The sequence below is a fragment of the Nitrincola alkalilacustris genome, from assembly GCF_008973755.1.
GTDB lineage: Bacteria > Pseudomonadota > Gammaproteobacteria > Pseudomonadales > Balneatricaceae > Nitrincola > Nitrincola alkalilacustris.
The window spans coordinates 141,864-160,908 of sequence record NZ_WBOM01000002.1 but is presented as its reverse complement, the minus strand read 5'-3'; the positions used below and the strand labels follow the sequence as shown (position 1 = coordinate 160,908).

20 protein-coding genes are annotated in these 19,045 nt (G+C 54.0%); 14 read left to right on the top strand and 6 right to left on the bottom strand.

All coding sequences use genetic code 11. The features are described 5' to 3' along the window. Positions 1-7 precede the first annotated feature (7 nt). The gene (locus tag F7R27_RS03585; RefSeq protein WP_151702854.1) at positions 8-337 is read right to left on the bottom strand and encodes a phasin family protein; all 330 of its coding nucleotides are present in this window, start codon (positions 335-337) and stop codon (positions 8-10) included. 184 nt (positions 338-521) lie between these two features. On the opposite strand from F7R27_RS03585, the gene gloA reads away from it, so the two are divergent. The 4 genes from gloA to F7R27_RS03565 all read left to right on the top strand — a co-directional run bounded on the left by gloA (position 522) and on the right by F7R27_RS03565 (position 3,622). Next, a complete protein-coding gene (gloA, locus tag F7R27_RS03580; protein WP_151702853.1) occupies positions 522-914 on the top strand; it encodes a lactoylglutathione lyase in 393 nt (130 codons plus the stop codon). A 197-nt stretch (positions 915-1,111) separates the two neighbouring features. Next, positions 1,112-1,918, top strand: a complete 807-nt coding sequence (locus tag F7R27_RS03575; protein WP_151702852.1) for a tetratricopeptide repeat protein — start codon at positions 1,112-1,114, stop codon at positions 1,916-1,918. A gap of 72 nt (positions 1,919-1,990) precedes the next feature. Further along, entirely contained in the window at positions 1,991-3,142 is a 1,152-nt protein-coding gene (locus F7R27_RS03570) for a YeeE/YedE family protein (RefSeq protein WP_240776217.1), read from the top strand. Between the two features lie 33 nt (positions 3,143-3,175). Continuing rightward, positions 3,176-3,622 carry an RDD family protein gene (locus F7R27_RS03565; protein WP_151702850.1) on the top strand — a complete coding sequence of 149 codons (447 nt, stop codon included), beginning with the start codon at positions 3,176-3,178 and terminating at the stop codon, positions 3,620-3,622. 30 nt (positions 3,623-3,652) lie between these two features. Here F7R27_RS03565 and lptG read toward each other — a convergent pair whose 3' ends face one another. Together lptG and lptF are read right to left on the bottom strand one after the other, a co-directional pair. Then, positions 3,653-4,714, bottom strand: coding sequence for an LPS export ABC transporter permease LptG (gene lptG, locus F7R27_RS03560; protein WP_151702849.1), 1,062 nt, complete (start codon positions 4,712-4,714; stop codon positions 3,653-3,655). Then, entirely contained in the window at positions 4,711-5,826 is a 1,116-nt protein-coding gene (lptF, locus tag F7R27_RS03555; RefSeq protein ID WP_151702848.1) for an LPS export ABC transporter permease LptF, read from the bottom strand. The genes lptG and lptF overlap by 4 nt, the downstream gene beginning before the upstream one ends. A 129-nt stretch (positions 5,827-5,955) precedes the next feature. Between lptF and F7R27_RS03550 the strand changes: the two genes are divergently transcribed. The 3 genes from F7R27_RS03550 (at position 5,956) to F7R27_RS03540 (ending at position 10,923) form a co-directional block, all read left to right on the top strand. After that, a complete protein-coding gene (locus F7R27_RS03550; RefSeq protein ID WP_151702847.1) occupies positions 5,956-7,452 on the top strand; it encodes a leucyl aminopeptidase in 1,497 nt (498 codons plus the stop codon). Next, on the top strand, positions 7,436-7,903 hold the full coding sequence (locus F7R27_RS03545) for a DNA polymerase III subunit chi (RefSeq protein WP_240776215.1): 468 nt from the start codon (positions 7,436-7,438) through the stop codon (positions 7,901-7,903). The genes F7R27_RS03550 and F7R27_RS03545 overlap by 17 nt, the downstream gene beginning before the upstream one ends. Before the next feature lie 182 nt (positions 7,904-8,085). Further along, positions 8,086-10,923 carry a valine--tRNA ligase gene (locus tag F7R27_RS03540; RefSeq protein ID WP_151702846.1) on the top strand — a complete coding sequence of 946 codons (2,838 nt, stop codon included), beginning with the start codon at positions 8,086-8,088 and terminating at the stop codon, positions 10,921-10,923. Positions 10,924-11,081: 158 nt separating this feature from the next. On the opposite strand, the gene F7R27_RS03535 is transcribed toward F7R27_RS03540, so the two are convergent. Both F7R27_RS03535 and F7R27_RS18900 read right to left on the bottom strand, forming a co-directional pair. Continuing rightward, positions 11,082-11,795 (bottom strand): alanyl-tRNA editing protein, encoded by a 714-nt coding sequence (locus tag F7R27_RS03535; protein ID WP_151702845.1) that lies wholly within the window; start codon positions 11,793-11,795, stop codon positions 11,082-11,084. A 153-nt stretch (positions 11,796-11,948) separates the two neighbouring features. Then, on the bottom strand, positions 11,949-12,083 hold the full coding sequence (locus F7R27_RS18900) for a hypothetical protein (RefSeq protein WP_276612553.1): 135 nt from the start codon (positions 12,081-12,083) through the stop codon (positions 11,949-11,951). Between the two features lie 198 nt (positions 12,084-12,281). On the opposite strand from F7R27_RS18900, the gene F7R27_RS03530 reads away from it, so the two are divergent. Both F7R27_RS03530 and F7R27_RS03525 read left to right on the top strand, forming a co-directional pair. After that, positions 12,282-12,482 carry a hypothetical protein gene (locus F7R27_RS03530; RefSeq protein ID WP_151702844.1) on the top strand — a complete coding sequence of 67 codons (201 nt, stop codon included), beginning with the start codon at positions 12,282-12,284 and terminating at the stop codon, positions 12,480-12,482. 438 nt (positions 12,483-12,920) lie between these two features. After that, complete coding sequence (locus F7R27_RS03525; protein WP_151702843.1) at positions 12,921-13,181, top strand: hypothetical protein; 261 nt, start codon at positions 12,921-12,923, stop codon at positions 13,179-13,181. 67 nt (positions 13,182-13,248) lie between these two features. On the opposite strand, the gene pdxH is transcribed toward F7R27_RS03525, so the two are convergent. Beyond that, complete coding sequence (gene pdxH / locus F7R27_RS03520) at positions 13,249-13,896, bottom strand: pyridoxamine 5'-phosphate oxidase (protein ID WP_151702842.1); 648 nt, start codon at positions 13,894-13,896, stop codon at positions 13,249-13,251. A gap of 139 nt (positions 13,897-14,035) precedes the next feature. Here pdxH and F7R27_RS03515 point away from each other — a divergent pair, with 139 nt between their 5' ends. The 5 genes from F7R27_RS03515 to F7R27_RS03495 are packed head-to-tail and all read left to right on the top strand — an operon-like array spanning position 14,036 to position 19,036. Further along, positions 14,036-14,827, top strand: a complete 792-nt coding sequence (locus F7R27_RS03515) for a substrate-binding periplasmic protein (RefSeq protein ID WP_151702841.1) — start codon at positions 14,036-14,038, stop codon at positions 14,825-14,827. Continuing rightward, the gene (locus tag F7R27_RS03510; protein WP_168927415.1) at positions 14,817-15,437 is read left to right on the top strand and encodes a paraquat-inducible protein A; all 621 of its coding nucleotides are present in this window, start codon (positions 14,817-14,819) and stop codon (positions 15,435-15,437) included. Before F7R27_RS03515 ends, F7R27_RS03510 begins: the two co-directional genes overlap by 11 nt. Then, on the top strand, positions 15,430-16,092 hold the full coding sequence (locus F7R27_RS03505) for a paraquat-inducible protein A (RefSeq protein ID WP_151702839.1): 663 nt from the start codon (positions 15,430-15,432) through the stop codon (positions 16,090-16,092). Before F7R27_RS03510 ends, F7R27_RS03505 begins: the two co-directional genes overlap by 8 nt. Further along, positions 16,070-18,301 (top strand): PqiB family protein, encoded by a 2,232-nt coding sequence (locus F7R27_RS03500; RefSeq protein WP_151702838.1) that lies wholly within the window; start codon positions 16,070-16,072, stop codon positions 18,299-18,301. The genes F7R27_RS03505 and F7R27_RS03500 overlap by 23 nt, the downstream gene beginning before the upstream one ends. Before the next feature lie 27 nt (positions 18,302-18,328). After that, complete coding sequence (locus F7R27_RS03495; RefSeq protein WP_240776214.1) at positions 18,329-19,036, top strand: hypothetical protein; 708 nt, start codon at positions 18,329-18,331, stop codon at positions 19,034-19,036. Positions 19,037-19,045 lie beyond the last annotated feature (9 nt).

Below are 19,045 nucleotides of genomic sequence, written 5' to 3'. Positions count from 1 at the left end.
GTATCTATCACTTTTTGCCGGTAATGGAGTCCATCGCACCTTTGGTAAGCTTTTCAATCGCTTCACGAGCATCATTTACCGCTTGCAGATTATGTTCATTGGCGGAACGCAGAGTCTCTTCCAACCCCTTGGCGTAGGCCTGCTGCAGTGCCATCAGATCAGCGGGTGTTTTACAATTCTGCAACTCCTTGGTCTGCTGCATGGTAGCTTCGATGCAGGCTTTGGTGCACTCCATCTGCTGACGGGTCAGATCTTCCAGCATCTTTGTCTGGATATTCACGAGATCCTTGAAAGGTTCCATCGAGTCGGTGATGTGTTTGGTCATATCCTGAAACATGATTCTATCCTCGGTGTTTATTAGAGCAATTGCAGGCCAAAGGAGTATTCATACCCGCATCTGATATTACAATATTCTTATATTCATGATAATCCATTGTAGCCACTTCATGGCAAGTACCTTTACTATAGCAGCCCTAACTATAGTACCCCTGTAAAATCTTAAACAGTCAAAAGGAGTCATCATGCGTTTATTACATACCATGTTACGGGTAGGAGACCTTGATAAGTCACTGAAGTTCTATACCGAAGTACTGGGCATGACCCTGTTACGCAGGAACGATTATCCTGATGGGCGCTTCACTCTTGCATTCGTCGGTTACGGTGATGAGGCCACTAATACCGTGCTGGAGCTGACACACAACTGGGATACCGATCATTATGATCTGGGCAAGGGCTATGGCCATATCGCGATAGAGGTGGATGATGTCTATGCCGCCTGTGATGAGATCAAGGCGCGTGGCGGTGAAGTGGTGCGCGAGGCGGGTCCGATGAAGCATGGCAGTAGTGTACTGGCCTTCGTTCGTGATCCTGATGGTTATATGATTGAGCTGCTGACACCGAAACGTAAAGACTGATCAGATGTCTAACTGAAACTACGGTGCAGAAACACACGGTTTTGTTGTAAAATTGCGCACCAGCACGGCTGAACCAGAATACTGAACCCGAATACAGAACCTGAGCATTCGACAATAACAGCAACAGATCTTGATCACGAATGCATGCCGTTCCTGTAGTTGATTTTTGCTCACAGACTGACAAAGGCATGAATTTAATGAAGAACTCCGTTCGCATGGCCCTGTTTGGACTGACACTATCCGTGTCAGTGGCGTATGCCAGTGCAAACACGCTGAATCAGATTCAGCAATCGATCCAGTCTCAGGACTACACCACCGCCGTTACCCAGCTTCAACCGCTGGTACGCGATGGTGATCTTGATGCCACTCACCTGCTGGGAACCCTGTATGAAAATGGCTGGGGCGTTGAGGCCGACGAGCGCGAAGCGATGCGCCTGTATGATATCGGCGCACGTCAGGGGCACTTTGACAGTGTCACTAGCCTGAGAGCCATGCGCAACAAGACTCATGCCATAGAGTTCAATCGCCTGCTGCCGCTGGCTGAGGCAGGTGACGGCGATGCGCAGAACCAGATCGGTGTGATGTATGAGTTCGGTAACGGTGTCGAGCGCGATCCGGAGGCGGCTTTTGAGTGGTACCAGCGCGCTGCAGAACAGATGATTGTTTCTGCCTGGCACAACCTGGCACGCAGCTATAACTTCGGCACGGGTACCGAGCAGGACTTTGCCGAAGCGGAAACCTGGTACCTGCGGGCGGCTGAACGTGGCTACACCGATTCCCTGTTCTTCCTCGGCACACTCTATGCCACGGATCACGGCGGCAATACCGAATATGAGCCGGATATCATCGCCTATGCCTGGATGCAGAATGCTGCCGCCCTGGGCAATCAGACCGCTCAGCCGATCGCTCAGCGCCTGCTGATGAAGCTTGATGCCGAGCAGACCGAAATGGCTGAGAAGCTGGCAGAGCGCTACAGAGAGCGCTATGTTGCTCCATACCGTTAACTGCAAATCTCGACTATGTCCCAGAGCAGCATAATACAGGCACCACTCATCCAACCCCGACAACGGCTCGTCTTGACGGCAGCTGTTGCCCTGTCACTGCTGGCAATCGCCTATCATGCTGTGGTGGTTGGCCCACGCCAGGGGGTGATCATGCTGCTTGGTATTGCACTGGGTCTGACGCTCTACCACGCCGCCTTTGGCTTTTCCACTGCCTGGCGCACCCTGATTGTGGAGCGCCGGGGCAAGGGGCTGCGTGCTCAGATGCTGATGCTGGCGGTTGCTGTTTGTCTGTTTTTCCCGGTACTGGGTGCCGGTGAACTGCTTGGCCAGAGTGTCAACGGATTTGTCCGGCCCCTGGGAACCTCGGTGGTTGTCGGCGCCTTTCTGTTTGGTGTCGGCATGCAGATTGCCAATGGCTGTGCCTCCGGCAACCTGTATCACGCCGGCGGCGGGCAGATCAGAGCCATTCCCAGCATTCTCGGGTTTATGGCCGGCGCCCTCTGGGCCACTCATGATTATGACTGGTGGATGGCACAGCCTCAGTTACCGCCCTTTTCCAGCATAGATCAATTCGGCGTTCTGCTGGCCATAGTGTTGAACCTTCTTTTATTTGCCGGCATCGCCCTGCTGACTATCTGGCTGGAAAAGCGCAGACACGGCCAGATCGAAGCCGACGATGCAGGTAAGGGCCTGCCGCTTAAAGTCCGCCTGCTGTCCGGCCCCTGGCCCTTCATCTGGGGTGCCGTTGTTCTGGCTCTGCTGAACTTCGCCACGCTGGCCCTGACCGGGCGCCCCTGGGCGGTCTCGCTGGCCTATCCTCTGTGGGGCGCAAAGATGTCGGAACTGCTGGGACTGGGTATCGATTTCGAATTCTGGGACTACTGGGTGATGACTGGGCGTGATGCTGCACTGATGGCGCCGCTGGCGTTTGATTCGGCCAGCGTCATGAATATCGGCATTTTCATCGGTGCCTTTCTGGCAGCAGCGCTGTCCGGTCACTTTTCAATCGCCTGGCGACTGCCGCCCATGCAGTGGGTGGCCGCCGTGGTGGGAGGACTCCTGCTCGGTTATGGTGCCACCATCGCCTTTGGCTGCAATATAGGCGCCTTCTTCAGCGGTATCGCTTCCGGTAGCCTGCATGGTTGGTTATGGATGCTGGCGGCTTTCTTCGGCGGATTGGTCGGTACACGCCTGCGCCCTCTGTTCAGTCTCCCTCGCGGCTGATACATGCCTCATACACAATAATGGAAAAGTTACATGTCACGCCCCTACAACGATGAAATCCGCACTTCTCCAGCTGGTCTCGGCAGACGCCTGATGGCCATGTTCTATGACCTGCTACTGATACTCTCCATCTGGATGATCATCGGTTTTATCGCGGTGGCCATCAATGACGGCGAGGCTGTTGAGGGGCCGATAATGAAAGCCACTCTATTCTCGGCCACCTTCCTGTTTTTCGGTTTTTTCTGGACTCGTAATGGTCAGACGCTGGGCATGCAGGCCTGGCGGCTTCGCGTGCAGACAATGGATGGTCGACGATTGAGCTGGTGGAAGGCACTGCTGCGCTACATGTTGGCCATCCCATCACTGCTGGTATTTGGACTGGGGTATTTCTGGATGTTGTTCGGTGATGAACGACTGACCTGGCACGATCGCCTCAGTGATACCTGCGTGGTTCTGCTGCCCAAACTGGAAAGAAAATAAGCAACGAGCAGCCTGCCCTCGAACAGGCTGCTAACCGGCCCGGCGCAACATCAGCCAACCAGCGCCACCGCAAATCAGAATCGGTATCAGAATAGCCAGGAAAGGGGGGAAGCCAAAAACGGTACTCGCCGGCCCCAGCAGATCCTGAGCAAATTTGAATACCAGACCCAGCACCACCCCACTGATCACCCGCTGCCCGATCGGCACTGAGCGCAGCGGTCCGAAGATGAATGAGATACCGACCAGCACCAGCGCACCGATAGACAGGGGCTGCAACAGTTTGCTCCAGAATGCCAAGAGATAGATATCTGCCTTGATCCCCTGCGCCTCCAGATAAGCGGTGTAGGACCAGAGCCCACTGATAGACAAATCCTCAGGCTCAAGCACCACCACCGCCAGCAGATCAGGTGTCAGACCGGTACGCCAACGCTCCTCACTCAGCAATCCAACTTCAGTGTGCGTCCCCAGCAGGCGTGTTTCCTGCACCTGCTCAAGTACCCAGACATCACCATCATAACGGCCGACCCGGGCATGGCTGCTGCGCAGCAGCCCCATCTGATCATCAAACTCATAGCGTGTCACGCCGTGGATCACATCACCCGACTGAACGGCATTGATGTGAATATATTCCGTTCCCTCCTTGTGCCACACACCGCCACGGACAAAGAAGGTGCCGTCGCCGGAAAGCGCCACCGCTCTGGCACTCTGAGCCTTGCGCTCAGTCACCGGAGCGACGAACTGACCAATCACCATACCCAGTACCGCCAGCAGCAACACAGGCTTGAATACTGCAAGCAGAATACGCTGGGTGGAAAAACCCGCCGCCCGCATGACTGTCAGCTCACTGTGAGAAGCCAGCATACCCAGGCCGATCATGGCGCCGACCAGCCCACCCAGTGGAATAAATTCATAGAGCCTGCGTGGTGACGTCAGCGCCACATAGTGCAGCGCGCCAGCAAAGGTATAGTGATCATTGATGCGATCCAACTGATCGATCAATGCCATAAGACAATCCAGCCCGAGAATGATCAGTAATACAACAGCGATGGCGGATGCCACATGACTGGCAATATAGCGATCAAGAATATTCATGCCCGTGTTCTCCTGATTTTTCTCAACAGCTCATGAGGTATCAGGTACTGAAACATGCGTGACCAGAAACGCCCGGCATACATCAGATTCGCGGCCAGAATAATGAACAGCAGATGCGTCAGCCACAGAGCGGCGACCGGCAGCTGCCCTTTTTCCATGGAGGAACGAACGGTTGTCAGAATCCCGAGGTATAACAGATAAACCAGAATGGAAGGGATCAGCTTGGCAAAGCGGCCCTGTCTCGGGTTGGTATGACTCAAGGGAACCGCCATCATTGCCACCACCAGCGCCAGCACCGGTAAGGACAAACGCCAGTGCAAAGTTGCACGTTCACGCTGATCGTCACTGCGCAGCAGCAGGCCTGTCGGCTGCGCATCAAGATCACGGATCTCGGCGGTCAATTCAGGCTCTGGTAACTGCACACCGTATTCTGAGAATTGCGTGTGTCTGAAGTCAGCTCTCCCTGGCTGACCATCAAATCGGTTACCCTCAAGCAGTACCAGAAAGCGTTTACCATTTTCCGGCATGATACGACGCTCGGCGCTTTCGGCCACCAGCACTACCGGCTTGCCGCTGTTACCGCGCTGCGTGATGAACACCTGCTTGAGCCGCCCCTCTTCCAGCGCTTCGGCATAAGTTACCTGCCCCTGCCCCGATTGCGACAGGAAGCGCCCTGGCGTCACCAGATCCAGTTCGCTGCGACTCTCCTGCTGCACAAACACCTGCTCGGCTCTTGCCAGCCCCGTAGGCGATACATAAAGAGACAAGCTGGCTACAATCACCGCCACCAGGCAGGCTGGCCCCAGTGTATACAGTAACAGCCGGTTGGGGCTGAAGCCTGTAGCACTGAACACCACCATTTCACTGTCGAGATAGAGACGTCCATATGCGAGCAGGATACCGAGAAACAGTCCCAACGGGAGCAGTAACTCCAGAAATCCCGGTAAACGGTACATCAGCACCAGAAACACAGCGCTGGCATCCAGTTTTCCTGCCGCCGCATCAGCAAGGTATTTTATCAAGCGTGCACTGGTGATGATCAGCATCAACACCGCTGTCACGGCGAAGGTGCTCTGCAACACTTCTCGGGTCAGATAGCGAAATATGATCAAGCAACAATCCTGGTTCTGAACATGGTTAGATGATGGGTAAATAGTTTATAGTGACACCCAACATGGCCCAAACGTAATCTGGGCCGCATTATTACTTAATCAGTATGCAATGTCTTGTATGGAGTCATCATGAATTTCGAGATCGTTAACGGTAAGGCTGCAAAGATCGAAACCGGTTGTCTGATCGTGGCAGTGGAAGCAAACGCCAGCCTCTCACCTACAGCCACGGCTCTGGACAAAACCAGTAAGGGCTATATCAGCGACCTGATCGAAACAGGTGACATCACTGGCAAGGCCGGTGAACTGGTGCTGCTGCACAAACTGCCAGGCGTTGCCGCCAGACGTGTCCTGCTCGTCGGTGTTGGTACTTCCGAAGAGCGCAAGGACCGCCACTACCGTAAACTGATCAAGGCAGTGGATGCAACACTGTCAAAGAGCGGCATCAGCCAGGTGGTTTTTGCACTGGATGGTCTGGCCAGCGCCAGTGATGATGTCTATCGCCAGACACGCCTGCTGGTAGAGTGGGTCTCCACCGATTTTTATCAGTACGACACGACCAAGAGCAAGAAGGCAGATGCTATCAAGCTGGAACAGATCTCAATCCTGCTCTCGGACAAGGATACCGAACTGGGTGAAAGTGCGCTGCTGGATGGCGTGGCTATCGCCAATGGTGTCAATACGGCACGTGAACTCGGCAATCTGCCGGGTAATATCTGCACTCCGAGCTATCTGGCAGAGCGCGCCATTGCCCTGGCTGAAGAATTTGACTCCATCGAGGTAGAGATTCTTGATGAAGAGGCGATGGGCGAACTGGGCATGAACAGCCTGCTGTCAGTCGGCAAGGGCAGCGCTGAGCCATCGCGCCTGATCGTGATCAAGTATAGCGGTGATGACAGCGGCAGCGATCCGCACGTTCTGGTCGGCAAGGGGATCACCTTTGACACTGGCGGCATCAGCCTGAAGCCAGGCGCCGGCATGGACGAGATGAAATTTGATATGTGCGGTGCAGCCAGTGTTATAGGCACAGCAGAAGCGATCGCAGAGATGCAGTTGCCGATCAATGTTGTTGTGATTGTGGCTGCAGCTGAAAACATGCCGAGTGATCGTGCCAGCAAGCCGGGTGATGTCGTCACTACCATGTCTGGCCAGACGGTTGAGATACTCAACACTGATGCTGAAGGCCGCCTGGTACTCTGTGATGCTCTGACCTACGCCAAGCGTTTCAATCCTGCCAGCGTTGTGGATGTTGCTACGCTGACCGGTGCCTGCATCATCGCACTGGGACATCACGCCACTGGGTTGATGTCCAACAACGAAGAGCTGGCCGACAGTCTGCTGCAGGCAGGCGACTATGCATCCGATCGCGCATGGCCACTACCACTGTGGGATGACTATCAGGAACTGCTGGACAGCAACTTCGCGGATATCGCCAACATCGGTGGACGCTCTGCCGGCACCATCACAGCTGGCTGTTTCCTGTCCCGCTTCACCAAAGAGTATCGCTGGGCGCATCTCGATATTGCCGGTGTTGCCTGGAACAGCAATGGCAAAGAGAAAGGCGCTACTGGTCGTTGCGTACCGCTGCTGAGCCAGTATCTGGTTAATCTGGTTGAAGCCGCAGAATAAACCGATACGCGTCCCTATCATGCCCAAGGCAAGCTACTACATCCTCAGCGACAGTGACGAAGACAGCCGTATGCGCTTCGCCTGTCGGCTGTGTGAAAAGATTCTGGCGCAGCAGCTGTCGGTATTTATCCTGACGCACAGCGAAAGCAGTGCCAAACGGTTGGACCAGTTGCTCTGGTCCTTCAGGCCGGACAGCTTTGTACCGCATCAACTGCTGGGCCAGATGCCAGCAGCCCCTATCGAGATAGGTCATGGCGATCAATTGCCAAGCCATCGTCAGGTTTTTCTGAATCTGGCTGGCGAACTACCCGACAGCGCTCTCACTTTTGAGCGCCTTGTCGAGGTAGTGATTCAGCAGGAAGAGATACTGGCAGCAACCCGCAGCAATTTTCAGCGCTGCAAATCTGCCGGTTATGAGATGCAGACGCAGAAAACACCTGCTTCACGTTGAACAACTGCTTATATTCTTCACAAGTGATGACCCGGTAAAAACAGCGCTGCAAACTACAATCAGCCTGCGCAAAAGGCTATAATGGCCGGCTTCAGCGTTCAGGCAGACCCGACGTATCGCGCTGCAACCGCGTCACTCAGTGCCCTGAAAACAGGCCCCGTTTCATTTAGACCGAGATCAGCATGGACAAGACTTATCAGCCCCACGAAATCGAAAGCTTCTGGTATGAAAAATGGGAGCAGAGCAACTATTTTGCCCCATCAGGAAAGGGTGATCCCTACAGCATCATGATCCCCCCGCCCAATGTCACCGGCAGTCTGCACATGGGGCATGCTTTCCAGGACACCATCATGGATAGCCTGATCCGTCATCAGCGCATGCTGGGTAAAAATACCCTGTGGCAGTCAGGCATGGATCATGCCGGTATCGCCACACAGATGCTGGTCGAACGCAAGATCGCTAATGAAGAGGGCAAGTCACGCCACGATCTGGGCCGTGACGCCTTCATCGAGAAGGTCTGGGAATGGAAAGAGGAGTCCGGTGGTTCCATCACTCGTCAGTTGCGCCGCATGGGTACGTCGATCGACTGGAGCCGCGAGCGCTTCACGATGGACGAGGGCTTTTACAAGGCGGTGCAGGAGGTGTTCATCCGCCTGTATGACGACAAACTGATCTACCGCGGCAAGCGTCTGGTCAACTGGGATCCGAAACTGCACACGGCGATCTCCGATCTCGAGGTCGAGAACAAGGACCTGAGCGGCAACCTCTGGCACTTCCGCTACCCGCTGGCCGATGGCGCCACCACCGCTGATGGCAAAGACTATATCGTGGTCGCCACTACGCGCCCCGAAACCATCCTCGGCGACAGCGCCGTGGCGGTGAATCCGAAAGATCCACGCTACACCTCTCTGGTCGGCAAATTCATCACCCTGCCGCTGGTCGATCGCCGCATTCCGATCATTGCCGACGACTATGTCGAGGCTGATTTCGGCAGTGGCTGCGTCAAGATCACCCCGGCACATGACTTCAATGACTATGCCGTTGGCAAACGCCATCATCTGCCTCTGATCAACATTCTGAATCACGATGCCGCCATCCTGACTCGCTGCGAGATCTACAACAGTGACGGCAGTGTCAATGGTGATCTGGATGATCGCCTACCTGAGCAGTATCACCATCTGGATCGTTTCGATGCGCGCAAACTGATCATCAGCGAGTTTGAAGCAGCCGGACTGCTTGAGAAAGTTGATGACCATGCCCTGAAAGTCCCCTATGGCGATCGCTCCGGCGTGGTGATTGAACCCCTGCTGACCGATCAGTGGTTTGTTGCAGTAGCTGATCTGGCCAAACCGGCCATTGCCGCGGTTGAAAACGGCGATATTCAGTTTGTGCCCAAGCAGTACGAAAACATGTACTTCTCCTGGATGCGTGACCTGCAGGATTGGTGCATTTCGCGCCAGCTCTGGTGGGGCCACCGCATTCCGGCCTGGTATGATGATGTCGGGAATATCTACGTTGCCCGTACCGAACTCGAAGCACGTGAAAAATATCAACTCGGCCACGACCTGCCACTGAAGCAGGACGACGACGTTCTGGACACCTGGTTCTCCTCTGCGCTGTGGACTTTCGGTACGCTGGGCTGGCCTGAGCAGACCGAAGATCTGAAAACCTTCCACCCCAGCAGTGTGCTGGTGACAGGGTTTGACATCATTTTCTTCTGGGTCGCCAGAATGATCATGTTCACGCTGAAGTTCACTGATGAGGTGCCCTTCAAGACCGTGTATGTGCACGGCCTGGTGCGTGATCAGGATGGACAGAAGATGTCCAAATCCAAGGGTAATGTCCTTGATCCACTGGATCTGATCGACGGTATCAAGCTCGAAGAGCTGGTCGACAAGCGTACCGGCAACATGATGCAGCCTCAGTTGGCGAAGAAGATCGAACAGCAGACGCGCAAGCACTTCCCCGAGGGGATTGATGCCTATGGTACCGATGCGCTGCGCTTCACCTTCCTGTCGCTGGCCTCCACCGGTCGTGATATCAAGTTCGACATGAACCGTATGGAGGGTTACCGCAACTTCTGCAACAAGCTGTGGAATGCGGCCCGTTATGTACTGATGAACACCGAAGAGCATGACTGCGGTGTCGAGGGTGGCGAAGTGGAGCTGACACTGGCAGACCGCTGGATCATCTCCCGTCTGCAGGAAACCGAGCAGCAGATTGCGCGTCACTTCGAGGAGTATCGTTTCGATCTGCTGTCGAGCGCGCTGTATGAGTTTGTCTGGAACGAATACTGCGACTGGTATCTGGAGCTCTCAAAACCGGTACTCTGGGATGAGCAGGCACCAACTGCGCGACTGCGCGGTACACGCCGCACACTGGTGCGCGTACTGGAGGCGATACTGCGCCTGGCTCACCCGATGATGCCTTATATCACCGAAGCGATCTGGCAACGTGTTGCACCGCTGGCAGGCAAGCAGGGTGATACCATCATGCTGCAGCCTTACCCACTGGCCGAGGAGCACAAGCTTGATCCGCAGGCAACTGCAGATATCGAGTGGCTGAAGGCAGTGATGCTGGCGATTCGTAATATCCGTGGCGAGATGAATATCGGTCCCGGCAAGGCGATCAATATTCTGCTGCGCAACGCCTCTGCCGAAGATCTGAGTCGTCTGGAAGCCAATCGCACTTCGCTGGTCAAGCTGGCAAAACTGGATCAGATCACCATACTCGCGGAAGGCGAAGAAGCCCCCATGTCAGCCACCGGTCTGGTCGGCAGCATGGAGATTCTGGTACCCATGGCAGGGTTGATCGACAAGGATGCAGAGCTGGCCCGTCTGGCCAAAGAGCTGGACAAGCTGCAGAAGGAGATCGCTCGACTGGATGGCAAGCTGAGCAATGCCGGATTTGTCAGCAAAGCCCCTGCCGATGTCGTGGAGAAGGAGCGCGCCAAACTCACCGAGATGCGCGAAGCCTTCACCCGCCTGCAGGATCAGCAGACGAGTATCAGCGCCATTTAGACAACTCAAGTTTCGGAGTTCGCGCCGAGATGAGTGTCGGGTGCCGGGTGTGTCTATCAGGGGGAGTCCGCAACAGGGATGTTGCGGTCTAGGCTCCATGGACGGATTTACGCCGACCCCGGATAGGTACACCCGGTGCCCGACACGGACCAGAGGCCTCAGTCAACCAGCTCGATATTGATCCGCTTATTCTGCTTGCCCTTGCTCTTGATGCTGGGCACTCTCACCTGCCCCACCTCAGCAATATTGTGCAGATGTGTACCACCACACGGCTGGTAATCCAACAGATAGTCATTCCTGGCAATCCTCACCATACGAATCGATCCCTGCCCTCGTGGTGGCTTAACACTCATGGTTCTGACCAGATCCGGCTGTTCATCCAGCACTGACTCAGGCAACCATTCAGTCGAGACCTCAGCGCCATGCGCTATAAGATCGTTCAGTTGCTGCTCCAGCAGATGTTTATCCAGCGGCTCGGTCAGATCAAACTCGGCCCGACTCTGCTGCTCGCCGACATTACCACCAGTGACCGGATCCTTGATCAGATGACACAGCAGGTGCAAACAGGTGTGCATGCGCATCAGCCGATAGCGCCGCTCCCAGTCAAGCTGCAGAGCGACTCTGGTGCCAGGTTCAAGCTGAAGCGGTTGTGCAAGATAATGCTCGATCTGGCTGCGATCCTGACTGTAACGGGTATCCAGTATATCGATACGACGTCCATCAACCAGCAGCACCCCGGTATCACCCGGTTGACCGCCACCATGAGGGTAAAAAATCGTTTCCGACAGTGTCAGGCGCTGATCTGTCAGCGAGACAACGGAAGTATCCAGCTCTGCCTGATAGGCATTCTGGTAAAACTGATAAGTAGTCATTGCAATAGTCTGACCTCAAACATAACCCGGAAGCTGTCGGCATTCGGGTGAAGGTGTTGAAAACTCAGTCTATTGCAGTGTAACCGGCGCTCACCAGCGCGCAAGAATTATAATGTCGCCATAACAATTCCCGCACGCCGAGCATGCACTGGATCACTTCTTGCTGCCACTCTCATTCATCAGTTGGCGCACCTTGATGCCGGACCAGATCATCACAGCAGTAATACCGACGATACCAATCAGACTGGGAATCAGGACTTCCAGGCTATGCACATCAATACCGAACATATGTCACCTCACTTGTTACTGTTCAAACTTTATACAAGCATACCGCCTCCACTCACTGGCTATATTGACGCAGCTCAAGGAACTGCTCGGTTCTCTGTTGTCAGAATAAGATCAGGCTTTTCAGACCGGCTGAAAGCAGGAAAATCTGATATATCCAACTAAACTGAGATCAGATGCCATTAATGTGAGGAGCAAACGATGCCTAAACGAGTGAAATCCTGGAATGCAGCTCAGGTGCTTAAGATGAATGAAGAGGCCTTCATGGTTGAAGTGCTGGACATGATCAAGTTCTCACCGGATAACGGTGAAGACGATATGTCTATTGCTCAGATGAAAGCCAAGCTGGATGCCGTAGAAGAAGCCCTTGAGCTTCGCCTGAACGCCAAACAGACCCAATAACTCCTCACTAACCGGCTGAACCCGGAGCAGTACGCCCGGGTTCAGCTCTCCGACACCTGAACTCACCTCTCGAGCCGCCTGATAAACCCCGCTGAATACTCGTTCTGATGATATTCATGAAAAAGCATGATCATCATTTGCATGATTAGCTGAAAATCATCCAGACAGCATCAAATTCAGATTTTGATTGCTGGAAATTATAAAAACCCTCTCTCTACGTACCGTAAAGTCTAACCAGACAAATCTTAAATATCCTTTATTTTCAATTACTTGAAAACAATCACATCAACACATCGCCATTGCCATGAAGAAATTTAAAAATCCTTTTGCATCAATGCCTTACAGGTTATTTTTTACCCATATAAACTTGTGATAAATCAATATCGAATATATAATTGTAATTATAGAAATATGATTAATCTTAAACGGATATGGATTATGCAGGAAAAAGAGATCAGACTTCTTTTCAAGGCGGGCGTATTTGAATCCTGTCAGGCTATTCCCATCGCCATGTCACGGGGCTGGACGCTGAAGTTCATCACACATAATCAGGAAGTGGTGACGCTGAATCTGCAGCGCTCTGCTACTGAACGGGAGTTCAAAAGTCTGGATGGTGCCGCGGCTGTCGCACGCAGAGTGGGATTTGACTGGTTGAATGTGCAGATAGGTGAGTTGAAGTGGCGCGAGAAGGTGGCGTAAACAAGGTTACCTGATCGACTCACAGCCGACAGGTAACCCAAGTATCATGACAAGTCAGGCGTCATCATCAAGGCTGAAGACGACTCAGTATCCACTGCCCCTGCTGATCAAGGGTGTAGATAAAACGATCATGCAGACGGTTTTCACGCCCCTGCCAGAACTCGAAACGCTGTGGCTTCAGCAAGTACCCCCCCCAGGACTCAGGACAGATCACACCAGCATCACCCAACCGCTCCTGCAGATTTTTCACCGCCTCTTCAAGTACTTCACGAGAAGCAACAGGAGCACTCTGTCTGGACACTGCAGCACTCAACTGACTCCCCAGAGGTCTCTCACTGAAGTAGGCCTGAGCCTCATCATGATTCAAACGTGCAACACTGCCGCGCACCCTTACCTGTCGCTCCAACCCTTTCCAATAGAAAAGAAGCTCTGCCTGTGGATTACTGAGCAGATGCTGCCCCTTTTCACTTTCATAGTTGGTGAACCAGGCAAACCCCTGTGCATCAAAGCGCTTAAGCAACACGATACGCACAGCTGGCATCCCCTCGCTGTCTGCCGTGGCAAGCGCCATGGAGGTCGCATCATCCGGGTGAGCAAGGCGGGCAGCCTCAAGCCATTGAGCGAACTGAGCCGTCGGATCTGCCAACAGATCTCTGCGGTGTAAGCCCTCGGCGACATACTCTCGCCTCAGAGCACTGATATCCTGGTCTTTCATTCCTAGATCTCCGATTTCAAGTCGGTCATACTATAAACGAATTTACTTTTCTTGCAGTGCCTCAGATCAATTTCTGTCGTGCCACGCTGCCATCAAGGATGATTTCAATAGTATTGCCTTAATATCAAGGGAGCAGCAGATGATGCGCATTTTGCGCCTGATTTTTATTTTCACTGTACTGATTAATTCAGTGACGTCGTTTGCGGCAGAGCATGAAATCACTATCAGTGTCGGTGAATGGCCACCTTTTCTTTCTCAGCAGCAGATGCATCAGGGTTTCATCGCTCATCTGATTTCCGATATTTTCGCGGCCGAAAATATCGAAGCCCGTTTTGAGTTTCTTCCCTGGGGCAGGGCCTATACAGATGCGGCTGACGGCCACTTTGCTGCAACAGCTATCTGGATGCACCAGCCGGATCGTGAGACAGATTTTCATTACAGTGACCCCGTACTGGAGGAGCAGTTCGTATTTTTCCATCTGGCCGAACAAGCGTTTGATTGGACAAACGTGGAGGATCTGGAAGGTATGGCGCTGGGTGGTGGTATCGGCTACAGCTATGGACCGGATTTTGACCGAGCTCTTGAGTCCGGACTCTTCTCTATCGAACGTGTCGGTTCAACACAGCAGAATTTCATGCGTTTGCTGGCAGGCTATATCGATGCATTTCCCGAAGAGCGCAGTGTCGGGTACTACACTCTGAACCAGAGTCTACCTCAGGTTGATGCGTCACTTTTTACCCACCACCCTTTACCACTTTTGAATAATAACAGTTTTCTACTCTTTCCCAGATCGCTGGACACCAGTGGTGACTTGATGACACGATTTAACAGGCGTTTAAAGATTTTTCGAGACACCGGACGCTACCAACAGTATTTCCAGAAATTTGATGCAGGCTTCTACACACTGCCAGATGCTGCCAATGACTCCTGAACAAGCCGAACTGATCGCCTGTCACGAGTGTGACCTGCTGCTGCAACGCCCTATCATTCTGGATAGTCAGGCGGCACGATGCCCGCGTTGCGGTTCCACACTCATTTCCGCCAGACACAACAGTATCGAGCGCAGCCTGGCGCTTTCCTGTGCTGGTCTGATTCTGATTCTACCTGCAGTCTCTTATCCCCTGCTGACACTTGAGTTGATGGGCAATGCTCAAAGTCAGACCATCTTCACCAGCGCCATGGCACTGTTCAGTGATGGCCTGTGGTTTCTGGCTCTGCTGGTACTGTTGTTTGCCATGATCGTGCCTGCCTGCAAGCTGCTGCTACTCTTCTGGGTCAGCCTGGCACTGCATTTATCCATAAAACTGCCGGGGATGCCTTTCGCCATGCGCAGTTATCAACATCTTGATGAATGGGGCATGCTGGAGGTCTACCTGCTCGGCACTCTGGTATCGATCATCAAACTCAGCTCCATGGCCACTCTGCTACCCGGCATCGGCCTCCTCTGTCTGGGTGGGTTGATTATCGTGACCACGCTGAGTTCGTCGATGCTGGATCATGATCTGTTCTGGCATCAGATAGGTAAGAAGCAGCATGAATAGCAGACCGGGGATCGGAAATAATGCAATGGACGCCGGGCTACTCACCTGCCCTGACTGCCACGCACTCTGGCCGCTGAGCATGGAGGGCGAATACTGCAGACGCTGTGGTGCCGAGTTGCATGTGCGCAAGCCCAACGCCATGATCCGCACCTGGGCACTGATTCTGACCGCCTCTTTTCTGCTTTTGCCAGCAAATCTTCTGCCCATCATGCAGATCACCAGCCTAGGCCATCAGCAACCGGCCACCATCATCGGCGGTGTCATTGAACTGGGCAGTCATGGCATGTACGGTATTGCGTTCGTGGTCCTGGCTGCCAGTGTACTGATACCACTCGGCAAACTACTGGGATTGCTGATCATGCTGGCCGCGTTGCAACTGGGGTGGACGACCAACATGCAACAGAAGATGGCCATGTTTCGTATTGTTCACTGGATAGGCCGCTGGTCGATGCTGGATATTTTTGTTGTCGCCGCTCTGGTCGCACTGGTCCAACTGGGCAATATTGCCCAGATCAGCGGACAGCCGGGAGCAACCGCTTTTGCTGGTGTAGTGATCTGCACCATGCTGGCCGCCAACAGTTTTGATACACGTCTCATCTGGGACCGACATATGACACAGGATACGCATACTGATGAGCAACGAGCCGATACCTGAGCGGGCGGTGATCCGTCAACACAAGGGGCCCTCTGTCGTATGGCTGCTGCCACTGCTGGCCGCCCTGATTGCAGGCTGGCTGGGATACAAGAGCTACACCGAAGCCGGCATCATGATTAATGTGGTGTTCAATTCGGCCGAGGGACTGGAATCGGGCAAAACACGCGTGCTGTACAAGGGTCTGCCCACCGGTGAAGTCCGCTCCATGCATCTGAATGAAGATATGCGCACCATCACCGCGCGGATTGAGATGCACGCCAGCGCCGAACCCCTGCTGACAGAGGATACGCTGTTCTGGCTGGTCAAGCCTGAGGTATCCCTGTCCGGCGTCAGCGGGCTGGAAACACTCCTTTCAGGCTACTACATCGGTGTCAGACCCGGTACAGGAGCACCCGCACGTCAGTTCACTGCCACACCGGATGCACTCATCGCAGAACATGATGAGGAGGGGTTGTATATCTCCCTCTATGCCGAATCTGCCCGCTCACTCAACCGCGGCTCTCCGGTTTATTTCCGTGATATGGAGATTGGCAGAGTACTCGACTACCGGCTGACTGACGACTATCAGCAGGTCATTGTCGATCTCTACATAGATCCGCACTACAGCCACCTGATTCGCAAGCATTCACGCTTCTGGAATGCCAGTGGCATAGAGGTCAGTGCCAACCTGCCGGACCTTACGCTTCGCATGGGCTCACTGGCCTCAATTCTGGCCGGTGGTATTCAGGTACATACACCCGATAACGGCGATGTGCCCCTGGCTGAGCGGGGTGATCAGTTCATGCTCTATCCAAGCTACGAAGCAGCTGCAGATGGTATTCAGGTGTATGTGGAGTTTCCCGGCACCACCTACCTAAAGGAGGGAACCGAGGTGTTCAGTCGTGGTGTACAGATAGGTCGCGTTACCGGAACCCGTATCAGCGATGATCTGCAAAACCTGCAGGCACGCCTGCTGATAGACCCTCGTGCCCGTGGGCTGCTCAGGGAAGGCAGCCGTTTCTGGATCAGCCGTGCAGACCTGTTCAACGAACAACCCAGTCTGCAGAACCTGCTGCGTGGCCAGCATGTTGAGCTGATCCCGGGGGCCGGAGGTGAACGTTTTCGTTTTCGTGCCGTTGAAACACCTGCGATTCTTCCGGCCAGCTTCACTGGACTGGCAGTTCAGTTGAGAGCCGATACCCTGGGATCTATCCGACGCGGCAGCCCGATACTCTATCGCGAAATGGCCGTTGGTGAAGTGCTCGGTCATGAGTTGAGCGACTCAGGCGATGAGGTGATCGTTCACGCCATGATCCGTCAACGCTATCAGCATCTGGTGCGGGAAGGTTCACGCTTCTGGAATGCCAGCGGTATACGCTCCCGCTTTGATCTGCAACAGGGTCTGCAGGTAGAGACCTCCAGTCTGGCTGCAATTGCCACCGGCGGCATTGCCTTCTCATCCGACACCAATGGGGCTCCGGCAATTGCCGGACAGCCCTTCACACTTTACCCTGATGAGCGAGCCAGCCGGGAGAATTACTTATCCATTCAGATAGAGTTCCCACCCGGCCCATCGCTGCAGGCCGGCAGCCAGATACGCTTTCGTGATCAGGTGGTGGGCATGATCGATAATCTGAAGGTGCTCGACAGTACCGGGCGACTGCTGGCCCAGGCAATCCTCTATCAGGAGGGGCATTTCCTGGCTCGCAGTGGCACCGCTTTCTGGGTGGTGGAGCCTCAGATCCGCCTGACAGGAATCGAGCATGCCGAGGGGCTGCTTACCGGCAATCATGTCGCTGTCGAGCCGGGCAGAGGTGAGGAGACGAGCCGTTTTGTCGCGCTTGATGAACCCCCTGCGTGGCGCCCCAGACCCGGGCTCAACCTGGTCCTGACCTCGCCAACACTGGGATCAATCGCTGTCGGCAGCAATGTGTTTCATCGCGGCGTGGCTGTCGGTCAGATCACCGGATTCCAGCTCAGTCAGGATGCCAGTCGAGTCGAAATCTACGCCAATATCCGACCTCGATATGAACAACTGATCAATCAGAGCAGTGTTTTTCGTAATATCGGTGGGCTCAGAGCCAGTGCCGGTTTATTCAAAGGTGTTGATATCAGTGCACAAAGTCTGGAAACGATCCTGGCCGGTGGCATAGAATTCACCACACCGGATGCAGCTGAGCCGGTGAGTGATGGCTCGCACTTTCAGTTGCTGCAGGCCGACAACCGCTGACAGGACGGACAAAGATAAGGGATGAAGGTGATAAGAAAAAGATACACAACGTTCAAATACCTGCTTTACTGCCTGTCCCTGATGCTGTTGTCAGGTTGCGCCACGCCCGGTGATCGCCCTTTCAATATCAAGAGCCTCGCTAAAACCGATATCGACATGGTAGCTGATGCACATGTCGAAGAGGTGACCGCCCTGGCTCGAGAGCTGACCATCAAGCTCTATCTTCGCAACCCCCGCGAGATGGCAAAGGGGCCACCCGGAATGACCCTGGATCAGCGGCTTGATCTGCTGTTCAGCTCACCTCGTCTGATCACTCATCCTGAGCTGAACAATCGCTATGGGGTTGATGCGGTACCCCTTGCGTTTGACCCGGCATTTCAGGGCGACAGGGTCTTTGCTCTGATGGTAGGGATCAGCGGCATGCTTCATGCCGCCTATAACTACAAGGACACCTTCTACATACTGGATGAGATCAATCAGCAGAAGCTCTATAATAGCGCGCGTAATATTGAAGTCGTGGTCTGGCAGCTCAGTAACAGACGACAGAGCAACGGCGAACTTTTTTTGCTGACCAACGGGCTGGATGAGTATGCACAGAATCTCAGTTTTGAACGCCTGTTCGGTAAACTGATAGCCCATCAGGATATGATGGCACGCATCATTTCAGACAAGACGAATCGCAGCATCAATAAAGTGGTGCACAGCGTGGCGTCCTTTACGCTGCTGCCTATCTGACTCAAAAAA

Excerpts from the sequence above, each read along its gene's own strand:
- F7R27_RS03585 (WP_151702854.1), bottom strand. The coding sequence starts at position 337 with ATGTTTCAGGATATGACCAAACACATCACCGACTCGATGGAACCTTTC.
- gloA (WP_151702853.1), top strand. The coding sequence starts at position 522 with ATGCGTTTATTACATACCATGTTACGGGTAGGAGACCTTGATAAGTCA.
- F7R27_RS03575 (WP_151702852.1), top strand. The coding sequence starts at position 1,112 with ATGAAGAACTCCGTTCGCATGGCCCTGTTTGGACTGACACTATCCGTG.
- F7R27_RS03565 (WP_151702850.1), top strand. The coding sequence starts at position 3,176 with ATGTCACGCCCCTACAACGATGAAATCCGCACTTCTCCAGCTGGTCTC.
- lptG (WP_151702849.1), bottom strand. The coding sequence starts at position 4,714 with ATGAATATTCTTGATCGCTATATTGCCAGTCATGTGGCATCCGCCATC.
- F7R27_RS03550 (WP_151702847.1), top strand. The coding sequence starts at position 5,956 with ATGAATTTCGAGATCGTTAACGGTAAGGCTGCAAAGATCGAAACCGGT.
- F7R27_RS03540 (WP_151702846.1), top strand. The coding sequence starts at position 8,086 with ATGGACAAGACTTATCAGCCCCACGAAATCGAAAGCTTCTGGTATGAA.
- F7R27_RS03535 (WP_151702845.1), bottom strand. The coding sequence starts at position 11,795 with ATGACTACTTATCAGTTTTACCAGAATGCCTATCAGGCAGAGCTGGAT.
- F7R27_RS18900 (WP_276612553.1), bottom strand. The coding sequence starts at position 12,083 with ATGTTCGGTATTGATGTGCATAGCCTGGAAGTCCTGATTCCCAGTCTG.
- F7R27_RS03530 (WP_151702844.1), top strand. The coding sequence starts at position 12,282 with ATGCCTAAACGAGTGAAATCCTGGAATGCAGCTCAGGTGCTTAAGATG.
- F7R27_RS03525 (WP_151702843.1), top strand. The coding sequence starts at position 12,921 with ATGCAGGAAAAAGAGATCAGACTTCTTTTCAAGGCGGGCGTATTTGAA.
- pdxH (WP_151702842.1), bottom strand. The coding sequence starts at position 13,896 with ATGAAAGACCAGGATATCAGTGCTCTGAGGCGAGAGTATGTCGCCGAG.
- F7R27_RS03515 (WP_151702841.1), top strand. The coding sequence starts at position 14,036 with ATGATGCGCATTTTGCGCCTGATTTTTATTTTCACTGTACTGATTAAT.
- F7R27_RS03510 (WP_168927415.1), top strand. The coding sequence starts at position 14,817 with ATGACTCCTGAACAAGCCGAACTGATCGCCTGTCACGAGTGTGACCTG.
- F7R27_RS03505 (WP_151702839.1), top strand. The coding sequence starts at position 15,430 with ATGAATAGCAGACCGGGGATCGGAAATAATGCAATGGACGCCGGGCTA.
- F7R27_RS03500 (WP_151702838.1), top strand. The coding sequence starts at position 16,070 with ATGAGCAACGAGCCGATACCTGAGCGGGCGGTGATCCGTCAACACAAG.